This window comes from Ensifer sp. Root1252, assembly GCF_001425885.1.
Classification (GTDB): Bacteria; Pseudomonadota; Alphaproteobacteria; order Rhizobiales; family Rhizobiaceae; genus Ensifer; species Ensifer canadensis.
The window spans coordinates 134386-159543 of record NZ_LMDT01000002.1; the positions used below are offsets into that span (position 1 = coordinate 134386).

At 62.2% G+C, this 25158-nt stretch carries 22 protein-coding genes; 16 read left to right on the forward strand and 6 right to left on the reverse strand.

What is annotated here, in order from left to right:
• Positions 1-140: 140 nt before the first annotated feature.
• Genes ASD02_RS05110 through ASD02_RS05125 form a run of 4 tightly spaced genes read left to right on the forward strand, consistent with a single transcriptional unit; the run spans position 141 to position 4105 of the window.
• Entirely contained in the window at positions 141-1238 is a 1098-nt protein-coding gene (locus ASD02_RS05110; RefSeq protein WP_057212822.1) for an ABC transporter ATP-binding protein, read from the forward strand.
• A gap of 1 nt (position 1239) precedes the next feature.
• A complete protein-coding gene (locus ASD02_RS05115; protein ID WP_057209942.1) occupies positions 1240-2139 on the forward strand; it encodes an ABC transporter permease in 900 nt (299 codons plus the stop codon).
• Between the two features lie 8 nt (positions 2140-2147).
• On the forward strand, positions 2148-2978 hold the full coding sequence (locus ASD02_RS05120) for an ABC transporter permease (protein ID WP_057209943.1): 831 nt from the start codon (positions 2148-2150) through the stop codon (positions 2976-2978).
• 2 nt (positions 2979-2980) lie between these two features.
• The gene (locus ASD02_RS05125) at positions 2981-4105 is read left to right on the forward strand and encodes a P1 family peptidase (protein ID WP_057212824.1); all 1125 of its coding nucleotides are present in this window, start codon (positions 2981-2983) and stop codon (positions 4103-4105) included.
• Between the two features lie 142 nt (positions 4106-4247).
• On the opposite strand, the gene ASD02_RS05130 is transcribed toward ASD02_RS05125, so the two are convergent.
• Positions 4248-5216, reverse strand: a complete 969-nt coding sequence (locus ASD02_RS05130; RefSeq protein WP_057212826.1) for an alpha/beta hydrolase — start codon at positions 5214-5216, stop codon at positions 4248-4250.
• A 166-nt stretch (positions 5217-5382) separates the two neighbouring features.
• Here ASD02_RS05130 and ASD02_RS05135 point away from each other — a divergent pair, with 166 nt between their 5' ends.
• Entirely contained in the window at positions 5383-5802 is a 420-nt protein-coding gene (locus ASD02_RS05135; RefSeq protein WP_057209948.1) for an Rrf2 family transcriptional regulator, read from the forward strand.
• Positions 5803-5927: 125 nt separating this feature from the next.
• Here the strand turns inward: ASD02_RS05135 and ASD02_RS05140 are convergent, their stop codons facing one another.
• Both ASD02_RS05140 and ASD02_RS05145 read right to left on the reverse strand, forming a co-directional pair.
• On the reverse strand, positions 5928-6152 hold the full coding sequence (locus tag ASD02_RS05140; RefSeq protein ID WP_057221925.1) for a hypothetical protein: 225 nt from the start codon (positions 6150-6152) through the stop codon (positions 5928-5930).
• 16 nt (positions 6153-6168) lie between these two features.
• Positions 6169-8568, reverse strand: coding sequence for a transketolase (locus ASD02_RS05145; protein ID WP_057212830.1), 2400 nt, complete (start codon positions 8566-8568; stop codon positions 6169-6171).
• Positions 8569-8691: 123 nt separating this feature from the next.
• On the opposite strand from ASD02_RS05145, the gene ASD02_RS05150 reads away from it, so the two are divergent.
• Entirely contained in the window at positions 8692-9183 is a 492-nt protein-coding gene (locus ASD02_RS05150) for an Lrp/AsnC family transcriptional regulator (RefSeq protein ID WP_025429380.1), read from the forward strand.
• A gap of 15 nt (positions 9184-9198) precedes the next feature.
• On the opposite strand, the gene ASD02_RS05155 is transcribed toward ASD02_RS05150, so the two are convergent.
• Positions 9199-9843 (reverse strand): TetR/AcrR family transcriptional regulator, encoded by a 645-nt coding sequence (locus tag ASD02_RS05155; protein ID WP_025429381.1) that lies wholly within the window; start codon positions 9841-9843, stop codon positions 9199-9201.
• A gap of 278 nt (positions 9844-10121) precedes the next feature.
• On the opposite strand from ASD02_RS05155, the gene ASD02_RS05160 reads away from it, so the two are divergent.
• The 9 genes from ASD02_RS05160 to chrA all read left to right on the forward strand — a co-directional run bounded on the left by ASD02_RS05160 (position 10122) and on the right by chrA (position 22976).
• Positions 10122-10685 carry a TRAP transporter small permease gene (locus ASD02_RS05160; protein WP_057212832.1) on the forward strand — a complete coding sequence of 188 codons (564 nt, stop codon included), beginning with the start codon at positions 10122-10124 and terminating at the stop codon, positions 10683-10685.
• Positions 10686-10695: 10 nt separating this feature from the next.
• Positions 10696-11976, forward strand: a complete 1281-nt coding sequence (locus tag ASD02_RS05165) for a TRAP transporter large permease subunit (RefSeq protein ID WP_057212834.1) — start codon at positions 10696-10698, stop codon at positions 11974-11976.
• Between the two features lie 67 nt (positions 11977-12043).
• Positions 12044-13060, forward strand: a complete 1017-nt coding sequence (locus tag ASD02_RS05170; RefSeq protein WP_057221926.1) for a TRAP transporter substrate-binding protein — start codon at positions 12044-12046, stop codon at positions 13058-13060.
• A gap of 61 nt (positions 13061-13121) precedes the next feature.
• Complete coding sequence (locus tag ASD02_RS05175; RefSeq protein ID WP_057212971.1) at positions 13122-13982, forward strand: shikimate dehydrogenase; 861 nt, start codon at positions 13122-13124, stop codon at positions 13980-13982.
• Between the two features lie 25 nt (positions 13983-14007).
• On the forward strand, positions 14008-15894 hold the full coding sequence (locus ASD02_RS05180) for a sugar phosphate isomerase/epimerase and 4-hydroxyphenylpyruvate domain-containing protein (RefSeq protein ID WP_057221927.1): 1887 nt from the start codon (positions 14008-14010) through the stop codon (positions 15892-15894).
• A gap of 300 nt (positions 15895-16194) precedes the next feature.
• The gene (locus ASD02_RS05185) at positions 16195-17301 is read left to right on the forward strand and encodes an efflux RND transporter periplasmic adaptor subunit (protein WP_025429388.1); all 1107 of its coding nucleotides are present in this window, start codon (positions 16195-16197) and stop codon (positions 17299-17301) included.
• A gap of 2 nt (positions 17302-17303) precedes the next feature.
• Positions 17304-20537, forward strand: coding sequence for a multidrug efflux RND transporter permease subunit (locus tag ASD02_RS05190; protein ID WP_057221928.1), 3234 nt, complete (start codon positions 17304-17306; stop codon positions 20535-20537).
• A 209-nt stretch (positions 20538-20746) separates the two neighbouring features.
• Positions 20747-21568: a sulfurtransferase/chromate resistance protein gene (locus tag ASD02_RS05195; RefSeq protein WP_057221929.1), complete on the forward strand. Its 822-nt coding sequence runs from the start codon at positions 20747-20749 to the stop codon at positions 21566-21568.
• A gap of 1 nt (position 21569) precedes the next feature.
• On the forward strand, positions 21570-22976 hold the full coding sequence (chrA, locus tag ASD02_RS05200; RefSeq protein ID WP_057212844.1) for a chromate efflux transporter: 1407 nt from the start codon (positions 21570-21572) through the stop codon (positions 22974-22976).
• A gap of 56 nt (positions 22977-23032) precedes the next feature.
• Here chrA and ASD02_RS05205 read toward each other — a convergent pair whose 3' ends face one another.
• The gene (locus ASD02_RS05205) at positions 23033-23386 is read right to left on the reverse strand and encodes a winged helix-turn-helix transcriptional regulator (protein WP_057221930.1); all 354 of its coding nucleotides are present in this window, start codon (positions 23384-23386) and stop codon (positions 23033-23035) included.
• Between the two features lie 100 nt (positions 23387-23486).
• Here ASD02_RS05205 and ASD02_RS05210 point away from each other — a divergent pair, with 100 nt between their 5' ends.
• Positions 23487-24500: a zinc-binding alcohol dehydrogenase family protein gene (locus tag ASD02_RS05210; protein WP_057212848.1), complete on the forward strand. Its 1014-nt coding sequence runs from the start codon at positions 23487-23489 to the stop codon at positions 24498-24500.
• On the opposite strand, the gene ASD02_RS39125 is transcribed toward ASD02_RS05210, so the two are convergent.
• Positions 24497-24910 (reverse strand): hypothetical protein, encoded by a 414-nt coding sequence (locus ASD02_RS39125; RefSeq protein WP_057212850.1) that lies wholly within the window; start codon positions 24908-24910, stop codon positions 24497-24499. The genes ASD02_RS05210 and ASD02_RS39125 overlap by 4 nt on opposite strands.
• Positions 24911-25158: the final 248 nt, after the last annotated feature.

The window sequence follows — 25158 nt, forward strand, 5'->3', positions numbered from 1 at the left end:
GGACTTGCGCCCCCAGGATCGGACCGTTCCCTGGTCCTTGCCGGCTCCGGCTTCTGCGGCCGTTGACACCGATGAGTAAATGGTATCAATATATCCAAAACGCACAAGAGTTATTTAAATAACATTTTGGGGAATGACAGATGCAGGATTCCATTGTCCGGCTGGAGGGGGCGAGCAAAGCCTTCGCCACTCCGGAAGGCGGGAGCGTGACAGCGCTTGATGCCATCGATCTTCAGGTGCGGCGCAACGAGTTCCTCACGCTTCTCGGACCATCCGGCTGCGGCAAGACCACGTTGCTGCAGGCGATCAGCGGCTTCGTCGAGCTCGACGGCGGACGCATCCTGATCGACGCGGAGGACATGACCGACAGGCCACCCTATCGCCGCCCCGTCAACACGGTCTTCCAGAACTACGCGCTCTTCCCGCACATGACGGTCGGTGAAAACACCGCCTATGCGCTTGAGGTCGCCGGCGTCGCCAAGGCCAGGCGGCGCGAGCAGGTGGCAGCCGCCCTGAAGATGGTGGGCCTTGAGGGCATGGAGGGCCGGCGCCCGCGCCAGCTTTCCGGCGGCCAGCAGCAACGGGTCGCGCTTGCGCGTTCCATCATCGCGCGTCCGAAACTGCTTTTGCTCGACGAGCCGCTTTCGGCCCTCGACAAGAACCTGCGCCAGGCCATGCAGATAGAGCTGAAGACACTGCAGCACGAGCTCGGCATCTCCTTCATCTTCGTGACGCACGACCAGCAGGAAGCGCTCACCATGTCGGATCGCGTCGCCGTTCTTTCGGGTGGGCGCATCCAGCAGCTCGATACGCCCCGCGCGATCTATGACCGCCCGGTCAACAGTTTCGTCGCGACGTTCATCGGTGCAAGCAATCTCTTCGAAGGCAGGATCGATGGCGACCGGTTGATGACCAGCGACGGTACGGAAATCCGCCATCGGCGAACGCCGTCAGCGGCATCGGGTGCAGCGACGGCGCTGATCCGGCCTGAGCAGTTCTTCCTCGCCGATGAAGCCGAGCCCTTTCCCTTTCCCTGTCTCCACATCGACCTGGAAGCCATCGTCTTCGTCGGCTCGACGTTCGAGCTGTTCGGCCGCACACAGGCGGGCAGAAAGATCGTCGCCGAGATCCCCGCCGGCCGTCGCAGCCTGATCGGCGACATCGAGCGGACGCGCCGCGCCCGGCTCGCCTATGACCCGGCAGCCGTACACCTCATTCACCCTTGCGCGGAGGCGTGACATGTCGATCGCCATTCGCCGCCGCGTCCAGCTCGCCGTCCTGCTCGGTCCCGTTTCCCTGTTCCTCGCCGTCTTCTTCCTCGGTCCGCTCGCCATCATGATGGTCACGAGCTTTCTGGCGCCAGGCCTCTACGGTGGCGTGGAATGGACCTTCTACCCGCACAATTTCGGCCGCATCCTCGGCTTTGCCGATCCGATGTTCGAGGATTTCGATCCCGTCTATATCGCCATCTTCATCCGCTCGGTGAAGATCGCCGCACTCACCGTTATTGCCGCTTTGCTGGTCTGCTATCCCGCGGCCTTCTGCATCGCCCGCCTGTCGGAGCGATGGAAGAATTTCTGCCTGTTCCTCATCACCCTGCCCTTCTTCACCAGCCTGATCGTGCGGCTGTTCGTCTGGGTGCTGATCCTGCGCCAGACCGGCCTCGTCAACGAGATGCTGCTGTCGACGGGACTGATCGCCCGGCCGCTGGACCTGATCTATACGGACGGCGCGATCATCCTCGGCATGGTCTATGTCTTCATCCCGTTCATGTTCATGCCTGTTTATGCCAGCGTCGAGAAGCTGGACTGGACGCTGGTGCGTGCCTCGCTCGATCTCGGCGCCGGGCCTATCCGCACATTCTGGCGCATTATCCTACCGCTGACGGCTCCCGGCATTGCCGGCGGCGCGATCATCGTCTTCATTCCGGCGCTCGGCAATTTCGTCGTCCCGGCCATTCTCGGCGGCGCCAAGGTGATGATGCTCGGCAATCTCATCGAGCAGCAGTTCCTGGCCGCCCGCAACTGGCCGTTCGGCTCGGCGCTGGCGATGATGGTCATGAGCGTGATGCTGGTGCTGCTGCTCGTCTATGTGCTCGCGTCTAGCCGCCGCGGCACCGACGCAGCACTTGCTCGCTGAGGTCCCCCATGAAGATCGCTCAATCCCTCTTCCGCGGAAGCCTGCTCGCCTACACCGCTCTCTTCTTCGCCTTCATCTACATCCCGCTGGTGGTGATCGCCGTTTATTCGTTCAACGCCAACCCGGTCAACATGATGACCTGGACCGGCTTCACCACCGAATGGTACGCCCAGGTGCTCGGCTTCAAGACGACGATCTCCGAGAATGCGCTCTATATCGAATCGACCGGCCAGCTTATTCAGGCGGTGTGGAACAGCCTCGTCATCGCCACCTCCACGACACTGATCGCCACCGTCTTCGGCACGGCCATCGCGATCGGCCTCTACCGTTTCGACTTTCTCGGTCAGCGTTTCTACCGGGTGATCATGTTCATGCCGATGCTGATGCCCGACATCGTGCTCGGCATCGCGCTTTTGATCTTCTTCGTCAATTCGGGGATCAGCCTCGGCCTGACGACGATCGTCATCGGCCAGTGCACCTTCCTGATTTCCTATGTCTTCATCGTTGTCTCAGCGCGGCTGGCCGGCATGGACAGAACACTCGAAAACGCCTCGGCCGACCTCGGCGCCGACGAATGGACGACCTTTCGACGGGTGGTGCTGCCACAGCTTCTGCCCGGCATCGTCGGCGGCGCGCTGCTCGCCTTCATCATCTCGATGGACGATCTGGTGATCACCTATTTCATCGCCGGCGTCGATGTGACGACGCTGCCGATGTTCATCTTCGCCATGCTTCGCCGCGGCATCAAGCCGGAGATCAATGCGATCGCGGTGATGATGCTGACCTTCTCCTTCGTCGTCGCCTCTCTCGGCCTCTACCTCCGCTCCCGGCAGAAATGATCATGGACAACAAACGCAAAACCGTCTCTCAAACACGCGCCCGGGACCTCGGCTTGCCATTCAAGGGCCGGACCGGCCCCCTGAACGCCATCACCGATGTCGCAGGGATCGCCGTCGGCTTCCACACAATCTCAGAAGACGTGCCGCGCCCGGGGCGCAAGCGCCCGGTCAGAACCGGGGTCACCGCCATCCTGCCACATGCTGGCTCGGCCGTGCCCATCCCGGTTTATGCGGGCGTGCATCGCTTCAACGGCAACGGCGAAATGACCGGCACTCACTGGATCGAGGATGGCGGCTTCTTCCTCGGCCCGGTGATGATCACCAACACCCATGCGGTCGGCATGACCCATCACGCCACGATCAAGTGGATGCTGGAGCGCTATGCCTCCACCTATGACAGCGACAATTTTCTCTGGATCATGCCGGTGGTCGCAGAGACCTATGACGGCGTGTTGAACGACATCAACGGCCAGCCCATCGGCGAAGCCGAGGTCCGGGCAGCACTCGACGCTGCCAGCGGCGGACCTGTTAAGGAGGGGAATTGCGGCGGCGGAACCGGCATGATCGCCTATGGGTTCAAGGGCGGCACCGGCACCGCCTCTCGGGTCGTCGAGTTTGGCGGGCGTGATTACACGATCGGCACGCTGGTGCAGGCAAACCATGGCCAGCGGGACTGGCTGACAATCTGCGGCGTACCGGTCGGCGAGCACATGCGCGATGGCACGCCGCAGAGCCAGATGCAGGAGCGCGGGTCGATCATTGTCGTGATCGCCACCGATCTGCCGATGGCCCCGCACCAGCTGCAACGCCTCGCCCGTCGCGCCTCGATCGGCATCGGCCGCAACGGCACGCCCGGCGGCAACAATTCCGGCGACATCTTCCTGGCGTTTTCGACCGCCAACCCGCAGCCGATGGCGCACCGCGCTCCGCCGCGCCTCGCGCTTGAGATCGTCAATGACGAAATGCTCGATCCCGTCTATCTGGCAACGGTCGACACCGTCGAAGAGGCGGTGGTCAACGCCATGATCGCAGCGGAAGATTCAGGCGGCACCGCGCATGACCGGTTCAAGATCGAAGCCATCAGACATGAACCACTTCTCGAGGTCATGCGGAAGTACGGGCGCTGATGCGGTTTCCCTGTGTTTCCCGCCCAGATTGCCGACCAAGGCAGCTTCGATGCCGTGCCTTTTTCGGCGCGCTTCTACCGGCTTAGGATTTGTCGGCGACGCCGCACTGACAGGCGAGGGTAACGGCTGGCTCTTGGTTCCGTTACAAGCCCTGAGCGAACCGTATGATGGCAGTGCTGACATCATCGGGCCGCTCCTGCGGCACCCAGTGCCCACAGTCGGGTAGGAAGATGGTATCCACCAGCTTTGGCACCAGTCGCGGCATCTCGGCGATGATCGCGCGCATGCCGGGAATGGCCAATCCGGTATCGCGCTCCCCCATCAGATATACTGCCGGAACGTCGACGAGCTTTCCCTTCAGGCAGGATTGCAGTGCCCAATTCCGATCAAGATTGCGGTAGTAGTTCAGCCCTCCGGAAAAGCCGCTTTGCCGGAAAGCGTGCACGAAATTCTCGAACTCTGCATCGCCGATCCAGTCCGGAAGCTTTGCGGGGACAGGAAGGCTGGCCAGCAGACCGTCGCGTTTCGACACCATGCCGAAGGGATTTGGCGTCCTGTCGTCGTCGCGCGGTCCGGCCTCGCCGGACGCGGCAAACATCAGTTTGCGCAGCGTCAACGCCACATCCCGCTCGAACTCGGCTTCGGCGACACCTGGCTCTTGAAAATAGAGCGCATAGAACAGTGCATCCGCGGTTTTCGGGAAAATCTGCGTCGGTGGAGCTGGCGGTTGCGACATCATCGGCACGCCGATGGCCACGACGCCGGTGAAGCGGTCAGGTCGCAGCAGCACCGCCTGCCAGGCGACGCTCGCGCCCCAGTCATTGCCGACAATGATCGCGTTCTCGACGCCGAGCGTATCGAGCAGCCCGACCATGTCGCCGGCGAGATGGAAGAGCGTGTATTGATCGACCTCGTCAGGGCGGCTGCTCTTGCCATAGCCGCGCATATCCGGCGCGATCGCACGAAACCCGGCGGCCGCCAGGGCCGCAACCTGATGTCGCCATGCATAAGCGGTTTCTGGAAAGCCATGGCACAACAAGACCGCCGGCCCTTCGCCCGCCTCCAGGAAGTTCAAACGAATTCCATTCGCGTCTACGAGGCGCTCCTGCATTCTCTTCTCCAAACAGTTCCGCTTTCGGGCTTCGAACGAAACGATATCGCTACAGAAATCAAAAACCGTGCCCTTGTCCGCTTCATTCCTATGCGCAACACAATATGTTACGAACATCGACAGGTCAATAATTCATAACAAATTAAGTTACACATAGGAGTGGTCGATGCCACAGGACAACCGCCTTTCAAGAATGCTGCATGTGCTCGTTCACATGCATCTGCTCGGCGGCACCGAAACGTCGCAGACGATCGGCTTGATGCTCTCCACCAACCCGGTGGTGGTCCGTCGCACGATGGCGGCACTCAAACGGCATGGTATCGTCGGCTCGGAAGGCGGGCCTGGTGGCGGCTGGCTGCTGACCCGCGGCGCGGAAGAAATATCCGTTCTCGATGTCCACAAGGCGCTCAACGACAAATCCGTCTTTTCGCTGGGGCTGGCCGCCGATCATGCAGGATGCCCCGTTGAGCGGGCCGTCAACGCGCATCTGTCAAAGGCGTTCTTGGCGGCGGAAACGGTGCTCAACGACGAGTTTGGCAAGCTGACTTTGGCGCAGATTGCCCGGGAATTTACAGCAGCGCGCTAAGCGCGCCCGAGGAACCTTGGGGCCCAGAGCGTTTCGGATTTAGACGGGACCGCACAAACGCTCTATCGCTTTGTCTTTACGCATTTCCTGACGGAAAACCGCTTCGCACTTTTCCTGGAAATGCTTTAGTCGAGCTCGGCGATGAAGCCCGGTGTCGGCAGCGCCCGATCGCGAGCGCCCCATGTTTCGATCGTGGCCGTCAGCGGCAGTTGGTTGGCGCGATAAGCCACATAGAGGATACCGGCCCCGCCAACCTTCGGAACCTGGCGAAACCATCTGGTGTAGTCGAGCGGCGCAAGCGCTTCGGCGAGGCCGCGGCCGTGGCAAAAAGGGGCATGTCGCACGTCCACTTAGCGCGTCGCGAGCCTATCCCGCCTGCCTGAACTTGCGGCGATTGCGACCGAGAGCGATCGACTCCGCCGCCTCGATGATCGAGTCCGTATCGATGCCGAAATGCGCATAGAGGTCGGCGATCGTGCCCGTCTGCCCGAAATGCTCGACGCCGAGTGAGACGGTTCGGTGGCCATGCACCGATCCAAACCAGCCGAGCGTGGCGGGATGACCATCCGTCACGGTAATGATCTCGCAGCTATCGGATAGCGGCGCCAGCAGCGCCTCGATGTGACTTTCGGCGCTGTGGTGGCCATGACGACGGGCACGCTGTGCCGCAGTCCAGCCGGCGTTGAGCCGGTCGGCGGACGTCACCGCCAGCACAGCGACATCGCGGTGACGTTCCGCAAGTCGCCCCGCCGCCATCAGCACCTCGGGGGCGACGCAACCTTGATAGGCCAGCACCAGCTGGGTGTTCGGTCGCGGCTCGCGCAGCCAGTAGGCACCGTCGATCACGCCCTGGCGGAAGGCCGCATCCTCGCGGCGCTGCATCTGTTCGAGCGGACGGGTCGTCAGCCGGAGATAGACGGAACCGCCAGTCGTATCGCGCAGCCACGTCCGTTCGTCGTGCACGGCATCGCCATCGCGCTGCATATAGTCGAAGGACCAATCCATGATCACCGAGAGTTCGTCGAGATAGGCAGGCTCAAAACTGGCAAGCCCATCCTGGCTCATGCCGATCAGCTGCGAGCCGATCGATTGGTGAGCGCCGCCTTCCGGCGCCAGTGTGACGCCTGACGGCGTGCCGACGATCATGAACCGTGCATCCTGGTAGCAGGCGTAGTTCAACGCATCGAGCCCGCGCGCCACGAACGGATCGTAGACGGTGCCGATCGGAAGCAGGCGTTCACCGAACACCGAATGGGAAAGGCCGGCAGCCCCCAGAAGCAGGAAGAGGTTCATCTCGGCAATCCCGAGCTCGATATGCTGACCGCCAGGGCCGAAGGCCCATTTCTGCGCCGAGGGAACCTTCTCGTCGCGGAACGTGTCGGCCTGCATGTCGCGGGCGAAAAGGCCACGCCGGTTGACCCAGGGGCCGAGATTTGTCGAGACTGTCACGTCAGGCGCCATCGTCACGATGCGGGCGGCAAGCGCATCGTCGCGCTGCGCCAGGGCATCGAGGATCTTGCCGAACCCCGCCTGGGTGGAAAGTTCGCGGTCATCGAGCAAAACCGGCCCGGCCGATTGCACCGGTTCAGACTTGAACCGCCGGGTACCCTGGGCAAAGAACGACACGCTCTTCAAAAAGGTCTTCGCAGCTCCGGCATCGGCGACTGCCGCAAACTCCTCCCATTCCGCGCCGACCCTGACGCCGATCTTCTGCTGGAAGTCCTGCATCTGTGCCTTGGTCATCAGGCCGGCATGGTTGTCCTTGTGCCCCGCCAGCGGCGTTCCCCAGCCCTTGATCGTATAGGCAAGGAAGACCGTCGGACGGTCATGGTCGATACTGGCAAAGGTCTCAGCAAGCGTCTGGATGCAATGGCCGCCGAGATTGCTCATCAGCTCGGAAAGCTCGTCATCGCTGCGCGAAGCCAAAAGCTTGCTGACATTCCCCTGATCGCCGATCTCGTCCTGCAGCCGCTTGCGCCAGGCGCCGCCGCCCTGGAAGGTCAAGGCCGAATAGAGCTGGTTGGGGCAATGGTCGATCCAGGCGCGCAGCGTCTCGCCACCGGGTTCCTTGAACGCCGATTGCTGCAAGGCGCCATATTTGACGACCTTCACGTCCCAGCCGAAAGCGGTGAAGATGGCCTCGATCCGCTGCCACAGACCTTCGCGAACGACACCATCGAGGCTCTGACGGTTGTAATCGATCACCCACCAGGTGTTGCGCAGATCGTGCTTCCAGCCCTCCTGCAGGCACTCATAGATATTGCCTTCGTCAAGCTCGGCATCGCCGACGAGCGCGATCATGCGACCGTCGCTGCGCTTTTGCGCCCAGGGCTTCGAGGCGATGTAATCCTGGATGATCGAGGCGAAGGCGGTGATACCGACACCCAGACCGACAGAGCCGGTCGAAAAATCGACGTCGTCGATATCCTTGGTGCGGCTGGGGTAGGATTGCGCGCCGCCGAAGCCGCGGAAATTCTGCAGCTTCTCGCGCGTCTGGTTGCCCATCAGGTACTGAATGGCGTGGAAGACAGGCGCGGCATGCGGCTTGACGGCAACGCGATCCTCCGGCCGAAGGATGTGGAAGTACAGCGCCGTCATGATCGAGGTGATCGAGGCGGACGACGCCTGGTGCCCGCCGACTTTCACCTCGCCTTTTTCCCGGATGTGATTGGCGTTGTGGATCATCCAGCATGCGTGCCAGAGGACCTGTCGCTCAAGATCCTTCAGGCATTTCAGCGTGGCGGTCGAAAGAATCTGCTCTTCCATGTCGGCTCCTCCCAGAACCCGGAAACGCTACACCCAGCGACGCGAAATATCCGATCTATCTTTGTTGGAATTTTTGCCGATACCGGCAATACTGACCGCCGAAACGCCATTTTAGGAAATTTCATGCCGAAGAAGACGCCAAGCTTTGACGCCGCGACCATCCGTATTCTCGATCTCTTGCAGCAGAACGCCGAGATCAGCACGGCCGAGCTCGCCGATGCAACCGGACTGTCCGCCTCTCCCTGTTGGCGGCGGGTCAACGAACTCAAGGAGAGTGGGGTCATCAAGGGCTCGGTCGCGCTCGTCGACGCCTTCGCCCTTGGCCTTGCGGTCAACGTGTTCGTGCACGTCTCGCTCAAGCAGCAGGACCGCGCCTCACTCGATGTCTTCAGCACTGCCATCAAGACCAAGCCGGAGATCGTCGAATGTTACCTGATGACGGGCGAGTCGGATTACATGCTGCGCGTCGTCGTCGAGGATCTGATGAAATATCAGGCGCTCGTCGTCGACTTTCTGACGACAATCCCTGGCGTCTCTAGCATCCGATCGAGCTTCGCGCTCAGCCAGATCAAATATACGACCGCGTTGCCGACAGAGCACCTGCGCAACGCCTGAACATGTTTTGTCGGGCTATTCCTGAGTTTTGAGGTAGCTTAACACGGCATCGGCGATCAGCCCCTTGTGCCGTTGCATCGTCTCCGGCTCGCAAAGGTCACGGCGGAAGATCGTGCCGAACGTGTAGCGGTTCGAGACACGGAAGAAGCAGAACGCGCTGATCAACATGTGCACGTCGATCGGATCTGCCTTGCGCTGGAACACACCTTCGGCAACACCGCGTTCCAGAATGCCGGCAATGGTTTCAATAACCGAGACGTTGAGATCGCGGATCGCTTCCGAGCGCATCATATGGGCGGCGTGATGGATGTTTTCGATGCTGACCAGCCGCACGAATTCCGGGTTGGCCTGATCGTGGTCGAAGGTGGTTGAAATCAGGGTGCGCAACGCAGCCTCGGGCGCGAGGCTCGACAGTTGCAGATCGGCCTCCAGCGTCCGGATCTTGCGGTAGGACCGCTCGAGTACGGAGAGATAGAGCCCCTCCTTGCTTTCGAAATAGTAGTAGATCATCCGCTTGGAGGTTCGGGTCTTTTCGGCGATCGCGTCGACTCGGGCGCCTGCGAGACCATGGGTCGCGAACTCGTCCGTCGCGACGATGAGGATGTCCTCCTTCGTGCGCTGTGGATCGTTCTTGCGTCCGTTCTCTGCTCGCGCCGCCATGCCCAATTACTTCCTCACCCTTGATTTTCAACGAGAAACGGCCGTGGCCGTCACGCATTGACCGCGGCTCCACTCCGCGTCCTGCCCAAAGTCTTATTGGGCTTGCCGGTTTCTTTCAAGACATGCCGCTTGACATTCGAACTAGTTAGTACATTTTGAAACGGCATCCTGGTCGCTTGGAGGAGAGATCGGCATGCCAGCCTTGCGCGCCTGGATGTCCTGATCGATGACGGATGTCACAGACCGCAAGTCGCGGTTGATCGCCTGGGAGGAGCGAAATGGTGAGGATAATCGAATTCTGCTTCCTGATGCTGAAGGTCGCCATCGCGCTTCTACTTGCGGGCATGGTGGTGCTGGTCTTCGGAAATGTCGTGCTGCGTTACGCCTTCAACACGGGCATCACCTATTCCGAAGAACTGTCGCGCATCTTCTTCATCTGGCTGACCTTTCTCGGCGCCGTCATTGCCATGCGGGAACATGCCCATCTCGGCGTCGACTCGCTGCTGCGCCGCTTGCCGCCGCTCGGCGCGAAGGTCGCCATTCTCTGCGGTCAGGCACTGATGCTGGGCGCAACATGGCTGATGATCAGCGGCAGCTGGACGCAGACGCTGATCAATCTGCATGTCGCAGCACCGGCGACCGGCATTTCCATGGGCTTCTTCTACGGCGCCGGCCTCGCCTTCGGCATTCCCGCCTTTCTGATCATCCTCTGGGACGCGTTCTGCGTGCTCACGGGTCGCATCGATGTGGCCACGGCCGAGTTCGTGCGTGACAGCGAGGATCAGGCCATCCTCGACGACCACCCGACTCCTTCGCTCGCCCAACCCATCGCAAAGCCCTGAGGAGACGACGATGACCGTTACCATTTTCCTCGGCGCTCTGCTTGGTCCGATGGCACTTGGCGTGCCGATTGCCTTCGCCCTGATCATCAGCGGCGTCGCGCTGATGATGTATCTCGGCCTCTACGACGCCCAGATCGTTGCCCAAAACGTGCTGAACGGCGCCGACAGCTTCCCGCTGATGGCCGTGCCCTTCTTCATGCTCGCCGGCGAGGTGATGAACACCGGCGGCCTGTCGCGGCGCATCGTCGATCTTGCCATGGCCTTGGTCGGCCATATCCGCGGCGGGCTCGGCTTCGTCGCCATCTTTGCCGCCTGCATCATGGCGAGCCTTTCTGGCTCGGCCGTTGCCGATGCGGCAGCGCTCGGCGCACTTCTGTTGCCGATGATGCTGAAATCCGGCCACGACCCGGCCCGCGCCGGGGGTCTGCTCGCCTCGGCCTCGATCATCGGCCCGATCATTCCGCCGTCGATCGGCTTCATCCTCTACGGCGTCGTCGGCGGTGTCTCGATCACCAAGCTTTTCCTGGCCGGCATTTTCCCCGGCCTGATGATTGCAGCTGCCCTCTGCGTGACCTGGCTGATCGTGTCGCGCAAGGAGCAGCATCAGCTGCCGCCACGCCAGAGCGGCGCCATCAGGATGAAGACCTTCATCGACAGTCTCTGGGCGCTCTTCCTACCGGTTATCATCATAGTCGGGTTGAAGTTCGGCGTGTTCACGCCGACGGAAGCCGGCGTCGTCGCCGCCGTCTACTCACTGTTCGTGTCGATGGTGATCTATCGCGAGCTGCCGCCGGCCAAGCTGTTCCACGTTTTCGTGGCAGCGGCGAAGATAACGTCCATCGTGATGTTCCTCGTTGCCTGCTCGGCCGTCTCTGCCTGGCTGATCACGGTTGCCGACGTGCCCGGCGACCTCGCCGCCCTGGTCGAGCCGCTGATGGACAACCAGACGCTCCTGCTTTTGGCGATCATGGTGCTCGTCGTCGTGGTCGGCACCGCCATGGACATGACCCCGACCATCCTGATCATGACGCCCGTGCTGATGCCGATCATCAGGCAGGCGGGCATCGATCCGGTCTATTTCGGCGTGCTGTTCATCATCAACAACTCGATCGGCCTGATCACGCCGCCGGTGGGCACGGTGCTCAACGTCATCTGCGGCGTTTCCAAGCTGAAGATGGAAGACCTCATGAGGGGGGTCATGCCGTTCCTGATCGCCGAGCTGATCGTCCTGCTTCTGCTCGTCTTGTTCCCGCAACTGGTGACCGCGCCGGTCTCCTGGTTTGCGCGTTAGGCCCAAAAAAACACATGCAAAGTTCAACCGGCCGGTGGGAGAACCCGGCCAAATCTGGGAGGAAAACATGTTCAACAGACTGATGAAAATGGCGCTCGGGCTTGCCGTGCCGGTAGCGCTGATCGCAGCGAGCCCGGCGCTGGCCGAGATCCGCGAGCACCAGCTCAAGTTCGCCGCCGCCAACAACAAGGGCCATCCCCAGGTGATGGGCATGGAGAAGTTCGCCGAACTGGTGAAGGACAAGAGCGGCGGCAAGATCGAGGTCAAGCTGTTTCCGGGCGGCGTGCTCGGCGGCGACGTGCAGACCGTATCGGCGCTGCAGGGCGGCGTGATCGAAATGACGGTTCTGAACGCCGGCATCCTGGCAAGCAACGTCAAGCAGTTCGGCGCCGTCGATCTGCCCTTCCTGTTCAACAATGGCGAAGAGGCCGACAAGGTGATGGACGGCCCCTTCGGCACCGGCCTTGCCGATCTTTTGCCGGACACCGGGCTCGTTGGGCTGGGCTATTGGGAGCTCGGTTTCCGCAATCTCACCAACAATCGTCACCCGGTCACCAAGATCGAGGACATCAAGGGCCTGAAGATCCGCACGATCCAGTCGCCGATCCCGATCGAGCTCTTCAACAATCTCGGCGCCAATGCCGTGCCGCTGCCCTATACCGAGCTCTATACCGCGCTTGAGACCGGGACGGTCGACGGCCAGGAAAATCCGGCCGCAAACATTCTCAACGCCAAGTTCTATGAGGTGCAGAAGTACATGACGGTGACCCGTCACCAGTACAATCCGCAGATCGTGCTGATCAGCAAGAAATTCTGGGACGGTCTCAACGACGAGGAGAAGGTAGTGTTGCAGACCTCGGCCACCGAGGCCCGCGACTATCAGCGCCAGGTCTCGCGCGAGTTCGACGCCAAAGCGATCGCCGACATCAAGGCGACCGGCATGGAAGTCAGTGAGCTTTCGCCGGAGGAAACCCAGAAGCTGCGCGACGCCGTCAAGCCGATGATCGAGAAGTTCAGCGCCGAAATCGGTCCCGACACTGTCGCAGCCCTGTTCAAGGAGCTTCAGACGCTTCGCGGCCAGTAAGCCTGCCGCCGGCCCGCTTTTATGCGGGTCGGCAACCAACCGATTGATGAAAGCCGTCGAGATGACTGAGACCCTTCTGAAACCGTTGAAAGCCGGATTGATCGGCGCCGGCATTCAAGCCTCGCTCACACCGGCCATGCATATGCGCGAAGGTGCGGCACAGGGCCTTACCTATGAGTACGAGCTGATCGACCTGACGCAGCGCGGCGCGAGCCCGGACGACCTGCCGCAGTTGCTGCGGGAGGCCGAACAGCGGGGCCTTTGCGGATTGAACATCACGCACCCGTGCAAGCAACTGGTCATTCCCTTTCTCGACGAGCTGTCCGACGAGGCCCGAGATCTCGGTGCTGTGAACACCGTCGTGCTCAAGGCGGGTCGCCGCATCGGCCACAACACCGACTGGTGGGGATTTGCCGAAGGCTTTCGCCGCGGTCTGCCCGGAGTAGCGCTGTCGCACGCGGTGCAACTCGGCGCCGGCGGCGCCGGCGTTGCGACAGCGTACGCGATCCTATCGATGGGGCTAACTTCACTGACGGTGTTCGACCGGGAGATCGAGCGCGCAGAAGCACTGGTATCCAGCATGTCGCCGCTGTTTCCACAAGCACACATTGTTGCCGGCACCGACCTTCCATCCGCTATGAGAGCAGCGGACGGTTTGCTCCATGCTACGCCAACCGGGATGGCGAAATATCCCGGCCTGCCACTTCCAGCCGAACTGCTCGAACCACATCATTGGGTGGCGGAAGTCGTCTATTTCCCGCTGGAAACCGAACTGCTGACTGAGGCCAGGCGGCGCGGCTGCAAGACGCTCGACGGCGGCGGCATGGCGGTGTTTCAGGCGGTCGGCGCCTTTAGTCTGTTTACCGGGCGCGAGCCGGATGCGGCCCGCATGCTTGCCCATTTCAAGGCCCTGACCGCCTGACGACAGGGCATCGAAGGAGACACGCATGAAAACCTCGATCGCGACCGTCTCTCTGAGCGGCGACCTGCGCAGCAAGCTGGAGGCGATAGCAAAGGCCGGCTTCGACGGCGTCGAGATCTTCGAGAACGATTTTCTGGTTTTCGATGAAAGTCCGCGCCAGGTCGGCCAGATGGTGCGCGACCATGGCCTGGAGATTTCTCTGTTCCAGCCGTTCCGCGATTTCGAGGGCATGCCGGAGCCGCTCAGAAGCAGGACGTTCGACCGTGCGGAACGCAAATTCGACCTGATGCAGGAGATGGGAACCGACCTGGTGCTCGTCTGCTCCAATGTCTCTCCCGCCGCACTCGGCGGTCTTGACCGGGCTGCCGCCGATTTTCGTGAACTGGGGGAAAGGGCGGCCAGGCGGGACTTGCGGGTCGGATACGAAGCGCTCGCCTGGGGACGCCACATCAACGACCACCGCGATGCCTGGGAGGTGGTGCGCCGGGCCGATCATGCCAATGTCGGCCTCATCCTCGATAGTTTTCACACGCTGGCGCGCAAGATCGACGTCAACTCGATCCGCTCCATACCCAAGGAGAAGATCTTCATCATCCAACTGGCGGACGCGCCGCTGATCGACATGGACCTGCTCTATTGGAGCCGGCACTTCCGCAACATGCCGGGCGAAGGCGACCTGCCCGTTCTCGAGTTCATGCGAGCTGTCGCGGCCACCGGCTATGACGGCTATCTGTCGCTCGAGATCTTCAACGATCAGTTTCGCGGCGGCTCGGCGACGGCGATCTCGGTCGATGGCCAGCGCTCGCTGCTCTATCTCGGCGACCAGGTCCGGCGGACTGAGCCCGACATTGCCCTCCCCGTTCCCGAAATGCCGGCTCGATCAGGCGTCGAAGGCATTGCCTTCATCGAATTCACCATCGACGAAAGCGAAGCACCGCAATTCGAGGCGCTGATCCGCACACTCGGCTTCCGCAAGGCCGCTCGTCACAAGACGAAAAGCGTCACCGTCTTCCAGCAGGGTGATATCAGGCTGGTGATCAACACGGAAAGCCGCGGCTTTGCCAACTCTTCTTACCTGGTTCACGGCACTTCGGCCTATGCGATGGGCCTGCTCGTCGACGATGCCCGGGCCACGCACCGGCGGGCGCTGGCGCTCGGCGCCGAGACCTTCGCCCAGCCGGTGGACGAGGGCGAGATCGAGATGCCAGCCGTTCACGGGGTCGGCGGCGGCATCGTCTACTTCCTCGATCGCCACAGTGACCTCGGCAGCATATGGGACGTCGAGTTCGATCCGGTCGAAGACCTCAGCGCGACCTCGGCCGGGTTGTTATCGATCGACCACATCGCCCAGACGATGCACTACGACGAACTGCTGACGTGGCTGCTCTTCTATACCTCGCTGCTGGAAGCCCATAAGACCCCGCTTGTCGACATCATCGACCCCTCGGGCATCGTGCGCAGCCAGGTGGTAGAGAACGCCGCCGGATCCCTGCGCATCACAATGAATGGCGCCGAGAACCGCAACACGCTTGCCGGTCGTTTCATCGCCGACACGTTCGGCTCGGGCATTCAGCATCTGGCCTTCAAGACGGACGATATCTTCAGGACTGCAGACGTGCTTGCAGAGCGCGGCTTTGTCTCGCTGACGATCTCGCCCAACTATTATGACGACCTGGAAGCCCGTTTCGGGCTCGATCCGCATTTCACCGAGCGGCTGAAGGCGCACAACATCCTCTACGACAAGGACGAGCACGGCGAGTATTTCCAACTCTACAGCCCGACCTTCTCTGGCGGGTTCTTCTTCGAGATCGTCGAGCGGCGCGGATACCGCGGCTATGGCGCGGCCAACGCGATCTTCAGGATCGCAGCACTTCGCAAGTTTCTGGAGCCGGCCGGCATGCCTCGCGCATAAGCGTCAGGTATGCGCCGGGCGTGCGCACCGAGAGATGCGTTCGCACTGCAGGGATGCGTCCGCGCCCAGGGGATTGACGTCCCGGTGGATCGCGGCGCCACCTCGTCGATCTTCGGCATCAAACGCCACATGCTGCCAGGCGGCGCTCACGGTTTGCGCATCGCGCTACCGTGCGTCGAAAGCCGACGTAACAGTTACAGAAAGGCGATTTACTCTTCAAAGGAAGAGCTTTCCTGACTAGTGTGCGGTTGAGCAGACCACGTGGGACTGAACCTGGCCTTGTTGCTGAAAGGACCTGGCATGACCGTGCCGAAAGTCGCCTTCTCTGTCTTTTCCTTCCTTCTGGCAATCACATTCAGTTTGTCGCCCGCTCACGCGCAGCAGGCGCCGGCCGTGGTCGTGGCGCCCGCCAGGATCGTCGACCTGCGTGAAAGCGTCGATCTGACGGGCCGCGTCGTTGCGACCCAGAAAGTCGACATCCGCGCACGCGTCGCCGGTTTCCTGGAGGCGGTCGATTTCAAGGAAGGGCAGACGGTAACGGCCGGGACCATGCTCTATCAGGTCGAGGACGGCGCCTATCGGGCGGCGGTACAGGAAATAGAGGGTTCGATCCAGGCGGCCGAGGCCCAGCGCGATCTTGCCGTGCTCGAACGAGACCGTGCCAAGCAGCTGATCACAAGCAATACGATCTCCCAGGCCAAGGTCGATACCGCTAACGCCGAAGTCAAGAAGGCGGAGGCGGAACTCGTACGGCTCAAGGGCAGCAAGCAGAGCGCCGACCTCAACCTCTCCTATACCAGGATTACCGCCCCCTTCGACGGCGTGCTGGGCCTGACGACCGCCGATGTCGGCGCACTGGTCGGCCCGGATACCGGGCCGCTTGTCACGTTGACGCGGCTCGATCCGATCTATGTCGTCTTTCCGGTGTCCACCTCGCTGCTCCTGACCTACCGGGAGCGGGTGCAGAAGGGCGAGATGCCCGGCGGCGCCAATGTCGCGCTGACCTTGCCCAACGGTACCGAATATCCGCTGAAAGGCACCATCGACTTCATCGCCAGCAACGTCGCGCAAGGAACCGACACCGTGACAGTGCGCGCGCAGTTCGACAACCCGAACTCCCTGCTGCTCGACGGCACCCTCGTGCGCGTTATCCTTGAGCAGTCCGACAAGCAGGACGTTCTGGCGGTACCTGAGCAGGCGGTCCAGCGCGACCAGCAGGGCGCCTTCGTCATGGTGGTCGATGCTGCCTCCAAGGTCGAGCTGCGCCGCATCGACGTTTCCCGCTCCGCTCGCGGCCTTTCCGTGGTGAGCAAGGGGCTCAAGGAAGGTGAAAACGTCATCACCGAAGGTGTCGGCAAGGTCAGACCGGGCATCGTCGTTGACGCAGCGGCGGCGACGGGTGGCTGAGCATGATCTCCGAAATCTTCATCGATCGCCCGCGTTTTGCTGCCGTCATCTCGATCGTCCTCACGCTGGCGGGCCTGATCGCGCTCACCCGGCTGCCGATCGCGCAGTTTCCCGACATCGTGCCGCCACAGGTGAGCGTCACCGCAAGCTACCCCGGCGCCGGCGCCGAGGTGGTCGAAACAACAGTCGCCCAGCCGATCGAGAGCAAGATCGTCGGCGTCGACGACATGCTCTACATGAAGTCGACGAGCGGCGCTGACGGTTCCTACACGCTCACCGTCACATTTGCCGTCGGCACGGACCCCGATATCGCCACCGTCAACGTGCAGAACCGCGTGTCGCTTGCCGAGGCCGGGCTACCGGCGGAGGTCAAGCAGACCGGCGTCAGCGTGCGCAAGAAATCATCGGCCCTGATGCAGGTGATCACCATCTACGGCAAGGACGACAGTTTCGATTCGCTGTTTCTGTCCAACTACGCCACGATCAACCTGATGGACACGGTCAAGCGGGTTCCGGGCGTCGGGGATGCCTCGCTGTTCGGCGCCAAAGACTATGCCATGCGCATCGTGCTGGACATCGACCGCCTGACCAATCTCAGTCTGACGCCGACCGATGTGATCAACGCGCTGAAGGCGCAGAACGTCCAGGCGGCAATCGGCCGGATCGGCGCGCAGCCGATGACCGACGATCCGCTGTTTCAGCTCAACCTGCAGACCCAGGGACGTCTGACCGACCCCGCCCAGTTCGAGAACGTGGTCCTGAGGGCCGAGCCGGACGGGTCCTTCGTGCGCATCCGCGATATTGCCAAAGTCGAACTGGGTGCCGCGAGCTCCGATTCGAGCGCCCGCTTCAACGGCAAGCCGGTTGCGATGATCGGCACCTACCAGGCACCGGGAGCCAATGCGCTTGCGGCCGCCGAAGGCGTCAAGCAGGCGATGGAGCGCCTTTCCCAGTCGTTTCCTGAGGGACTGACCTATTCCGTCTCCTACGATACGACCCAGTTCGTCGAGGCGAGCGTCGAGAATGTTGTACATACGCTGCTGGAAGCGTTCGTACTCGTCATCATTGTCGTCTTCCTGTTCCTCGGCAATGTCAGGGCGACATTGATCCCGCTCGTCGCCGTGCCCGTCGCGCTGATCGGCACCTTCGCGATCATCCTTGCCATGGGCTTTTCGCTCAACACGGTCTCGCTGTTGGCGATGGTTCTGGCGATCGGCATCGTCGTCGACGACGCGATCGTGGTGGTCGAGAACATCGAGCGCGTGATGGAGGAGAACCCAGGCATGCAGGCGCCCGAGGCGGCGCGTCTCGCCATGGGCGAGATCACCGGGGCGATCGTCGCCATCACGCTCGTCTTGCTGTCGGTATTCGTTCCCGTCGCATTCATTCCGGGATTGAGCGGGCAACTGTTCCAGCAGTTTGCCGTGGCCGTATCCGTGTCGATGGTGATCTCCGCCATCAATGCGCTGACCTTGAGCCCTGCACTTTGCTCCATCCTGCTGAAGCCGCATCACGGGCCGAAGCGCGGCGTCCTCGGCTGGCTCTCGCGGCGGATCGATAACGGTCGCGATGGCTATGTCCATGTCGCCGGGCATATCGCCCGTCGGGCGATCCTCGGCATCCTGCTCCTGGCCGTCGCAATCGGCGCCAGCGGCTGGCTTTTCCGTGTCGTGCCGACCGGCTTCCTGCCAAGCGAAGACCAGGGCGCCTACTTCACCGAAATAAGGCTGCCGGAGGGCGCGTCCTACAACCGCACGGATGCGGTTGTGCGCGACGTCGAAAAGATGCTCGGCGGCATCGATGGTGTCGCCGATGTCATTACGGTTACCGGCTACAGCTTCCTCGATGGCCTGGCCAAATCGAACAGCGCCTTTGCCATCGTCACGATGAAGCCGTTCGCCGAGCGGACCAGCGCGGCCAGCTCAGTCGATGCGGCGATCGCAACAACCATGGCCAAAGGCACGGCCGTCCGCGGCGCGCAGATCTTCGCGTTCAACCTGCCGCCGATCATGGGCCTCGGCACGGGGTCGGGCTTCGAATACCAGTTGCTCGACCTGCAGGGCCGCCCGCCCGCGGAACTCGCTGCAACCGCCGGCGGCCTGATCGTCGCCGCCAATCAAAATCCGCTGCTTGGACCCACCTTCACCACCTATTCCGCAAGCTCGCCGCAGCTCTATCTCGATCTCGATCGGGATCGCCTGCAGGCGCTCGGCGTATCCGTGAGCGACCTTTTCAACACCCTGCAGGGAACGCTCGGGTCCTATTACGTCAACGACTTCAACCTCTTCGGACGAAGCTGGAAGGTCAATCTGCAGGCGGCAGAAGCCGACCGCAGTTCGGTCGACGACATCTCGCGTCTGCACGTCCGCAACGCGTCCGGTGGCATGGTCCCGGTCGCCTCGGTCGCGCGCGTCGAATACGTCATCGGCCCGCAGTCGATCGTGCGGTACAATAACTATCGCTCGATCACGCTCAATGGTCAGCCCGCGCCTGGCGTATCGTCTGGCGAGGCGCTCGCGGCGATGGAAGCCCTGTCGGCGGCAACCCTGCCATCGGGCTACAGCTACGAGTGGACCGGCACAGCCTTGCAGGAGCTTGAAGCGGCGGGACAGACGACGGCCATCCTCGCGCTGGCGGTGCTGTTTGCCTATCTCTTTCTCGTCGCACTCTACGAAAGCTGGACGATCCCGGTTCCCGTGTTGCTGTCGGTCGCCGTTGGCGTCGCGGGCGCCCTGGTCTCGGTTCTCGTGGCGGGCCTGTCGTTCGACATCTACGCCCAGATCGGTCTCGTCGTGCTCATCGCGCTCGCCTCCAAGAACGCGATCCTGATCGTCGAATTCGCCAAATTCCATCGCGAGAAGGGTGCTGGCATCGTCGAGGCCGCGGTCGAAGGCGCACGCGCCCGCTTCCGCGCGGTGATGATGACGAGCTTCGCCTTCATCGTCGGCCTCGTCCCTCTGGTGACGGCGCAAGGGGCCGGCATGCTGAGCCGGCGGGCCGTCGGCACGGGGGTCGCGGGTGGCATGCTTGCGGCCTCGCTGATCGGGATCTTCATCATCCCTGCCCTCTATGTCGTGTTTCAATCGTTGCGCGAGCGCGGCCATCGGCTTGCCGGTCTTTCGACCACGGGCGGGGTGCACGCACCGGCAACGACGAGCGATGCCGCGGCCAAGCATGTTTCCGCGGAGGACGGCGAACAAGCGCGCCCGGCCACAATCGAGCAAGGCAGTCCCTAGAGGGAGGGCCGGTTCAGCAACAGGCTGAGATAAAGGCGCCTGCACGCGGCCGGATGACACGGCGGTCGTCAATCCCCCCCGGTGCACCGTACAACTGCTTGACAGCCTGCGCGAAACAGCGGAAAAATATCACCATGGGGTCGCGATCACCCCACGAGGCGACAGCCGAAGTATCGCGTCCATTCAACCGCTCAGACGGAGGACGCGTTATGCCGTCACCTCTTGAAATTTCCCCGGACAAACTTGCCCGCCTCATTGGTACTCCCAAATGTCCCGCGCTGATCGATGTCAGGATCGGCGAGGATTTCGATGCCGATCCGCGCTTGATCCCCGGATCGCTCCGGCGCGACTACCGGCTCGTTGAGAACTGGGGCAACGACTTCGCGGGACGATCCGCCGTCATCATCTGCCAGCGCGGCAAGAAGCTGAGCCACGGGGTCGCCGCCTGGCTGCGGCACGCGGGAATTCCGGCCGATGTCCTGGAAGGCGGCTTTGAGGCCTGGGTCGAAACCGGCTATCCGTCCGTGCCCGTCTCGGCCCTGCCGAAACGTCAGACGAACGGACACACGCTCTGGGTCACGCGCGCACGCCCGAAGATCGACCGCATCGCCTGCCCCTGGCTTATTCGGCGCTTCGTCGATCCAAACGCCGTCTTCCTGTTCGTGGCACCCGCCGAAGTCGAAGCCGTCGCGGACCGCTTCGACGCCACGCCCTTTGACATCGACGCCCCGATCCGTTGGAGTCATCGGGGCGACCTCTGCACCTTCGACGTGATGGTCGAAGAATTCGGATTGGCAACGGAGCCGATGCTGCAGCTGGCAACCATCGTGCGGGGCGCAGACACCTCGCGCCTCGATCTCGCTCCAGAGGCCGCCGGCCTGCTTGCGGTTTCGCTCGGGCTCTCCCGCATGTATGCAGACGATCATGAGCAGTTGCAGGCAGGCATGCTGCTCTACGATGCCTTCTACCGCTGGTGCCGCGATGCGACCGGTGAAACGCACAACTGGCCCACGCCGAAAAAGGGTGCATGAAATGACCGATGTCGTTCACACCGCCGACGCCAGCAAGGCGTCGGCGCCCCATGGCCACGGCATCTCGCTTGCGGAAGCGTTCTGGGTCTGGGTTCGGATCGCAGGCTTAAGCTTCGGCGGCCCGGCGGGCCAGATCGCGGTGATGCATCGCATCCTCGTCGACGAGAAACGCTGGATCGGCGAGCACCGTTTCCTGCATGCGCTCAATTACTGCATGCTGTTGCCCGGTCCGGAGGCGCAGCAGCTGGCAATCTACATCGGCTGGCTGATGCATCGCACCGCCGGGGGCCTCATCGCCGGCATATTGTTCGTGGTTCCGGGCTTCCTTGCCATCCTGGCCTTGAGCTACGTCTATGCCGCCTTTGGCAATGTCAGCGTGATCGAAGGACTGTTCTTCGGGTTGAAGGCGGCCGTGCTTGCCGTCGTCGTCCAGGCGGTTTTCCGCATCGGCAGCCGAGCGCTGAAAAACAGGCTGATGATCGGCATCGCGGCGATAGCCTTTGTCGCGATTTTCTTCTTCCGCGTCCCATTCCCGCTGATCATCCTGACGGCCGGCATTGCCGGCTACATCGGCGGACGCCTGGGCTCGCCGCTCTTTCGCATCGGCGGCGGCCACGGCAAAACAACCGGGCCGATCCTCAAGGACGAGGATTCGGCCCTGGGTGAACAAACACCGATCCACGCCCGCCCCAACCTCACCTGGTCGATGAAGGTGTCCGCGGTGTTTCTCGCCCTATGGCTCGCGCCACTGTCGCTGCTGTTTGCGCTCGTCGGGCCGGACAGTGTCTTCACCGAAATCGGATGGTTCTTCAGCAAGATGGCGGTCGTCACCTTCGGGGGTGCCTATGCTGTGCTCGCCTATGTCGCGCAGGAGGCCGTGCAATATTACGGCTGGCTCAAACCAGGCGAGATGCTCGATGGCCTCGGCATGGCGGAAACAACGCCTGGCCCCCTGATCATGGTCGTCCAGTTCGTCGGCTTCATGGGCGCCTATCGCGACCCCGGCACGCTTTCTCCGATGACGGCAGCGACGCTGGGCGCGCTGCTGACGACGTGGGTGACCTTCGTGCCCTGCTTCCTCTGGATTTTCCTCGGGGCGCCCTTCATCGAGAAGCTGAGGGGCAATGTCGCCCTGACCGGCGCCATGTCGGCCATCACTGCTGCGGTCGTCGGCGTCATCCTCAACCTTGCGGTCTGGTTCGGCCTTCACACGTTGTTTTCGCAGGTCGTCCCGTGGAGCGTCGGCAGCCTTGCGCTCGATGTGCCTGTCCTGAGCTCGCTGGTGTTGCCGTCACTCTTGCTGACGCTTGCGGCGGCGCTGGCGATCTTCCGCTTCAACACCTCGGTGATCGCGACATTGCTGGCCTCGGCGCTCGCCGGCATGATGTGGGTGCTTGTCACTGCATAGGGTCGTGGCGTGGGACACCGTGGAAACCTGTGAGTATGGCCCTCCCGTTGCGGCAATCAGGCCGCAACACTCCAGGTCGACGGCATGTTGGCGTCCCCCCAGGTCTTGAGCGCAAGGATGACGGGCTCCAGCGTGCGGCCACGTTCCGAGAGATCATAGTCGACCCTGGGCGGAACCTGGGCGAACACCTTGCGCGTGATCAGGCCGTCGGCCTCCAGCTCGCGCAACTGGTTCGTCAGCATGCGCTGGGTAACGTTCGGCAGCTTCCGGCGGATTTCGTTGAAGCGCATGGTGCCCGACATCAGGTGGTAGAGAACGACCCCCTTCCACTTGCCGTCGATCAGGGTGAGCGTCGCTTCGACGGCACATCCCGGACTGCAGTCGAAACGATCGTGGCGTGTGCGTCCCATCCAATGGTATCCTTTTCGACACTATGGGCTTTTTATGTGCGTTCTTGCGATCTTGCAGCATAGTGCGCATCTTGGCCACGTTCAACCGATGGAGCATTCAATGCGAGCCGTAGCCTACCAAATCCCCCAACCGATCGAAGCCGAAACGTCGCTGGTCGATATCGACCTGCAGCGCCCGGAACCCGAGGGCCGGGACATCCTCGTCGAAGTCAAGGCGATCTCGGTCAATCCGGTCGACACGAAGATCCGCCGCGGAGTGAAGCCCGAACCCGGACAGTGGAAGGTGCTCGGCTGGGATGCCGCGGGTGTGGTCAGCGCCGTCGGGCCGAATGCGTCCTTCTTCAAGCCGGGCGACGAAGTCTTCTATGCAGGCGCCATCAACCGCTCCGGCACCAACGCCGAATTTCATCTGGTCGACGAGCGTATCGTCGGCAGAAAGCCGAGGTCGGTGGATTTTTCTGCCGCCGCCGCCCTGCCGCTGACTTCGATCACCGCATGGGAAATGCTGTTCGATCGTCTTGACGTCACCCGCCCGGTCGCAGGCGCTGCAAATGCGATCGTCATCATCGGCGGCGCCGGTGGCGTCGGCTCGATCGCGATACAGATCGCACGAGCGATGACGGACCTCACTGTCATCGCCACTGCGTCTCGCCCCGAAACGGTAGAATGGGTAAAATCGCTCGGCGCCCATCACGTTGTCGATCACCGGCAGCCGCTTGCTGCACAAATCGAAGCCCTCGGGCTTGGCCAGCCGGGCTTCGTGTTCTCGACGACCAATACCGGCGATCACCTTGATCAGATCGTCGAACTGATCGCGCCCCAGGGACGTTTCGGCCTGATCGACGACCCCAAGCAACTCGACGCGCTTCCACTCAAGCGCAAAAGCATCTCGCTGCATTGGGAGCTGATGTTCACACGCTCGCTGTTTGCGACCGCCGATATCGAGAAACAGAATGTCCTCTTGAACAGAGTGTCGGATCTGGTCGACGCAGGCAAGATCAAGTCCACGCTCAACGAGCATTTCGGGACGATCAATGCGGCCAACCTGAAGCGCGCGCACGCGGTAATCGAGTCCGGTAGGGCCAAGGGCAAGATCGTGCTCTCCGGTTTTTAGACGAGCGGGCGAAGCGCCGCCTTCCTCTTTCGCAAAAGCATGATGCCTGCTGCGAAGCCGCCCCATCGGGGCGGCCACGGCCGGCGTGTGTGCGCAAAAAGATCAAAAGAGGTCATGGGGAGGAGGCTCCCTCGACGACCGTACTTGCCGCCTGCTCCAGACCCGACGCCATCCCGCCAACCGAGCCTCTCGCGCCGCCAGGCGTCCCTATCCACAAGGATTGCAATGATGACACATTCCGCCGAGAAGGTGATTTCCTTGGCAATACTGCCGCAGAACCCGGCAAACGCGACGCATTGCGTGACGGGCTGCTCGCCCTGATCGAGCCGACCCGCAACGAGCCCGGCTGCCTCGACTACGTCCTGTTCGAAATGCAGGAAGAGCCGGGCACGTTCTACAGAAGCGTTCACCGACAGGGCCGCCCTCGACGCCCATTTTCAGACGCCACACTTCCAGGCTTTCGCAGCGACGGCGGACGACCTGCTCACCCGCCCTCTGCAACTGGTGTTTCTCAACCAGATTTCCGGCTGACGAAATCGAAGTCTCGCCCTGACGGATGCGCTTTTCCACGCCGGTGCAAGCGTTTCCGCATTCGGCAACAGCCCGCTTTTCCCCCAAGCGCAGTCGGCTATCACCGCTGGCGATTACCCACCGGCCG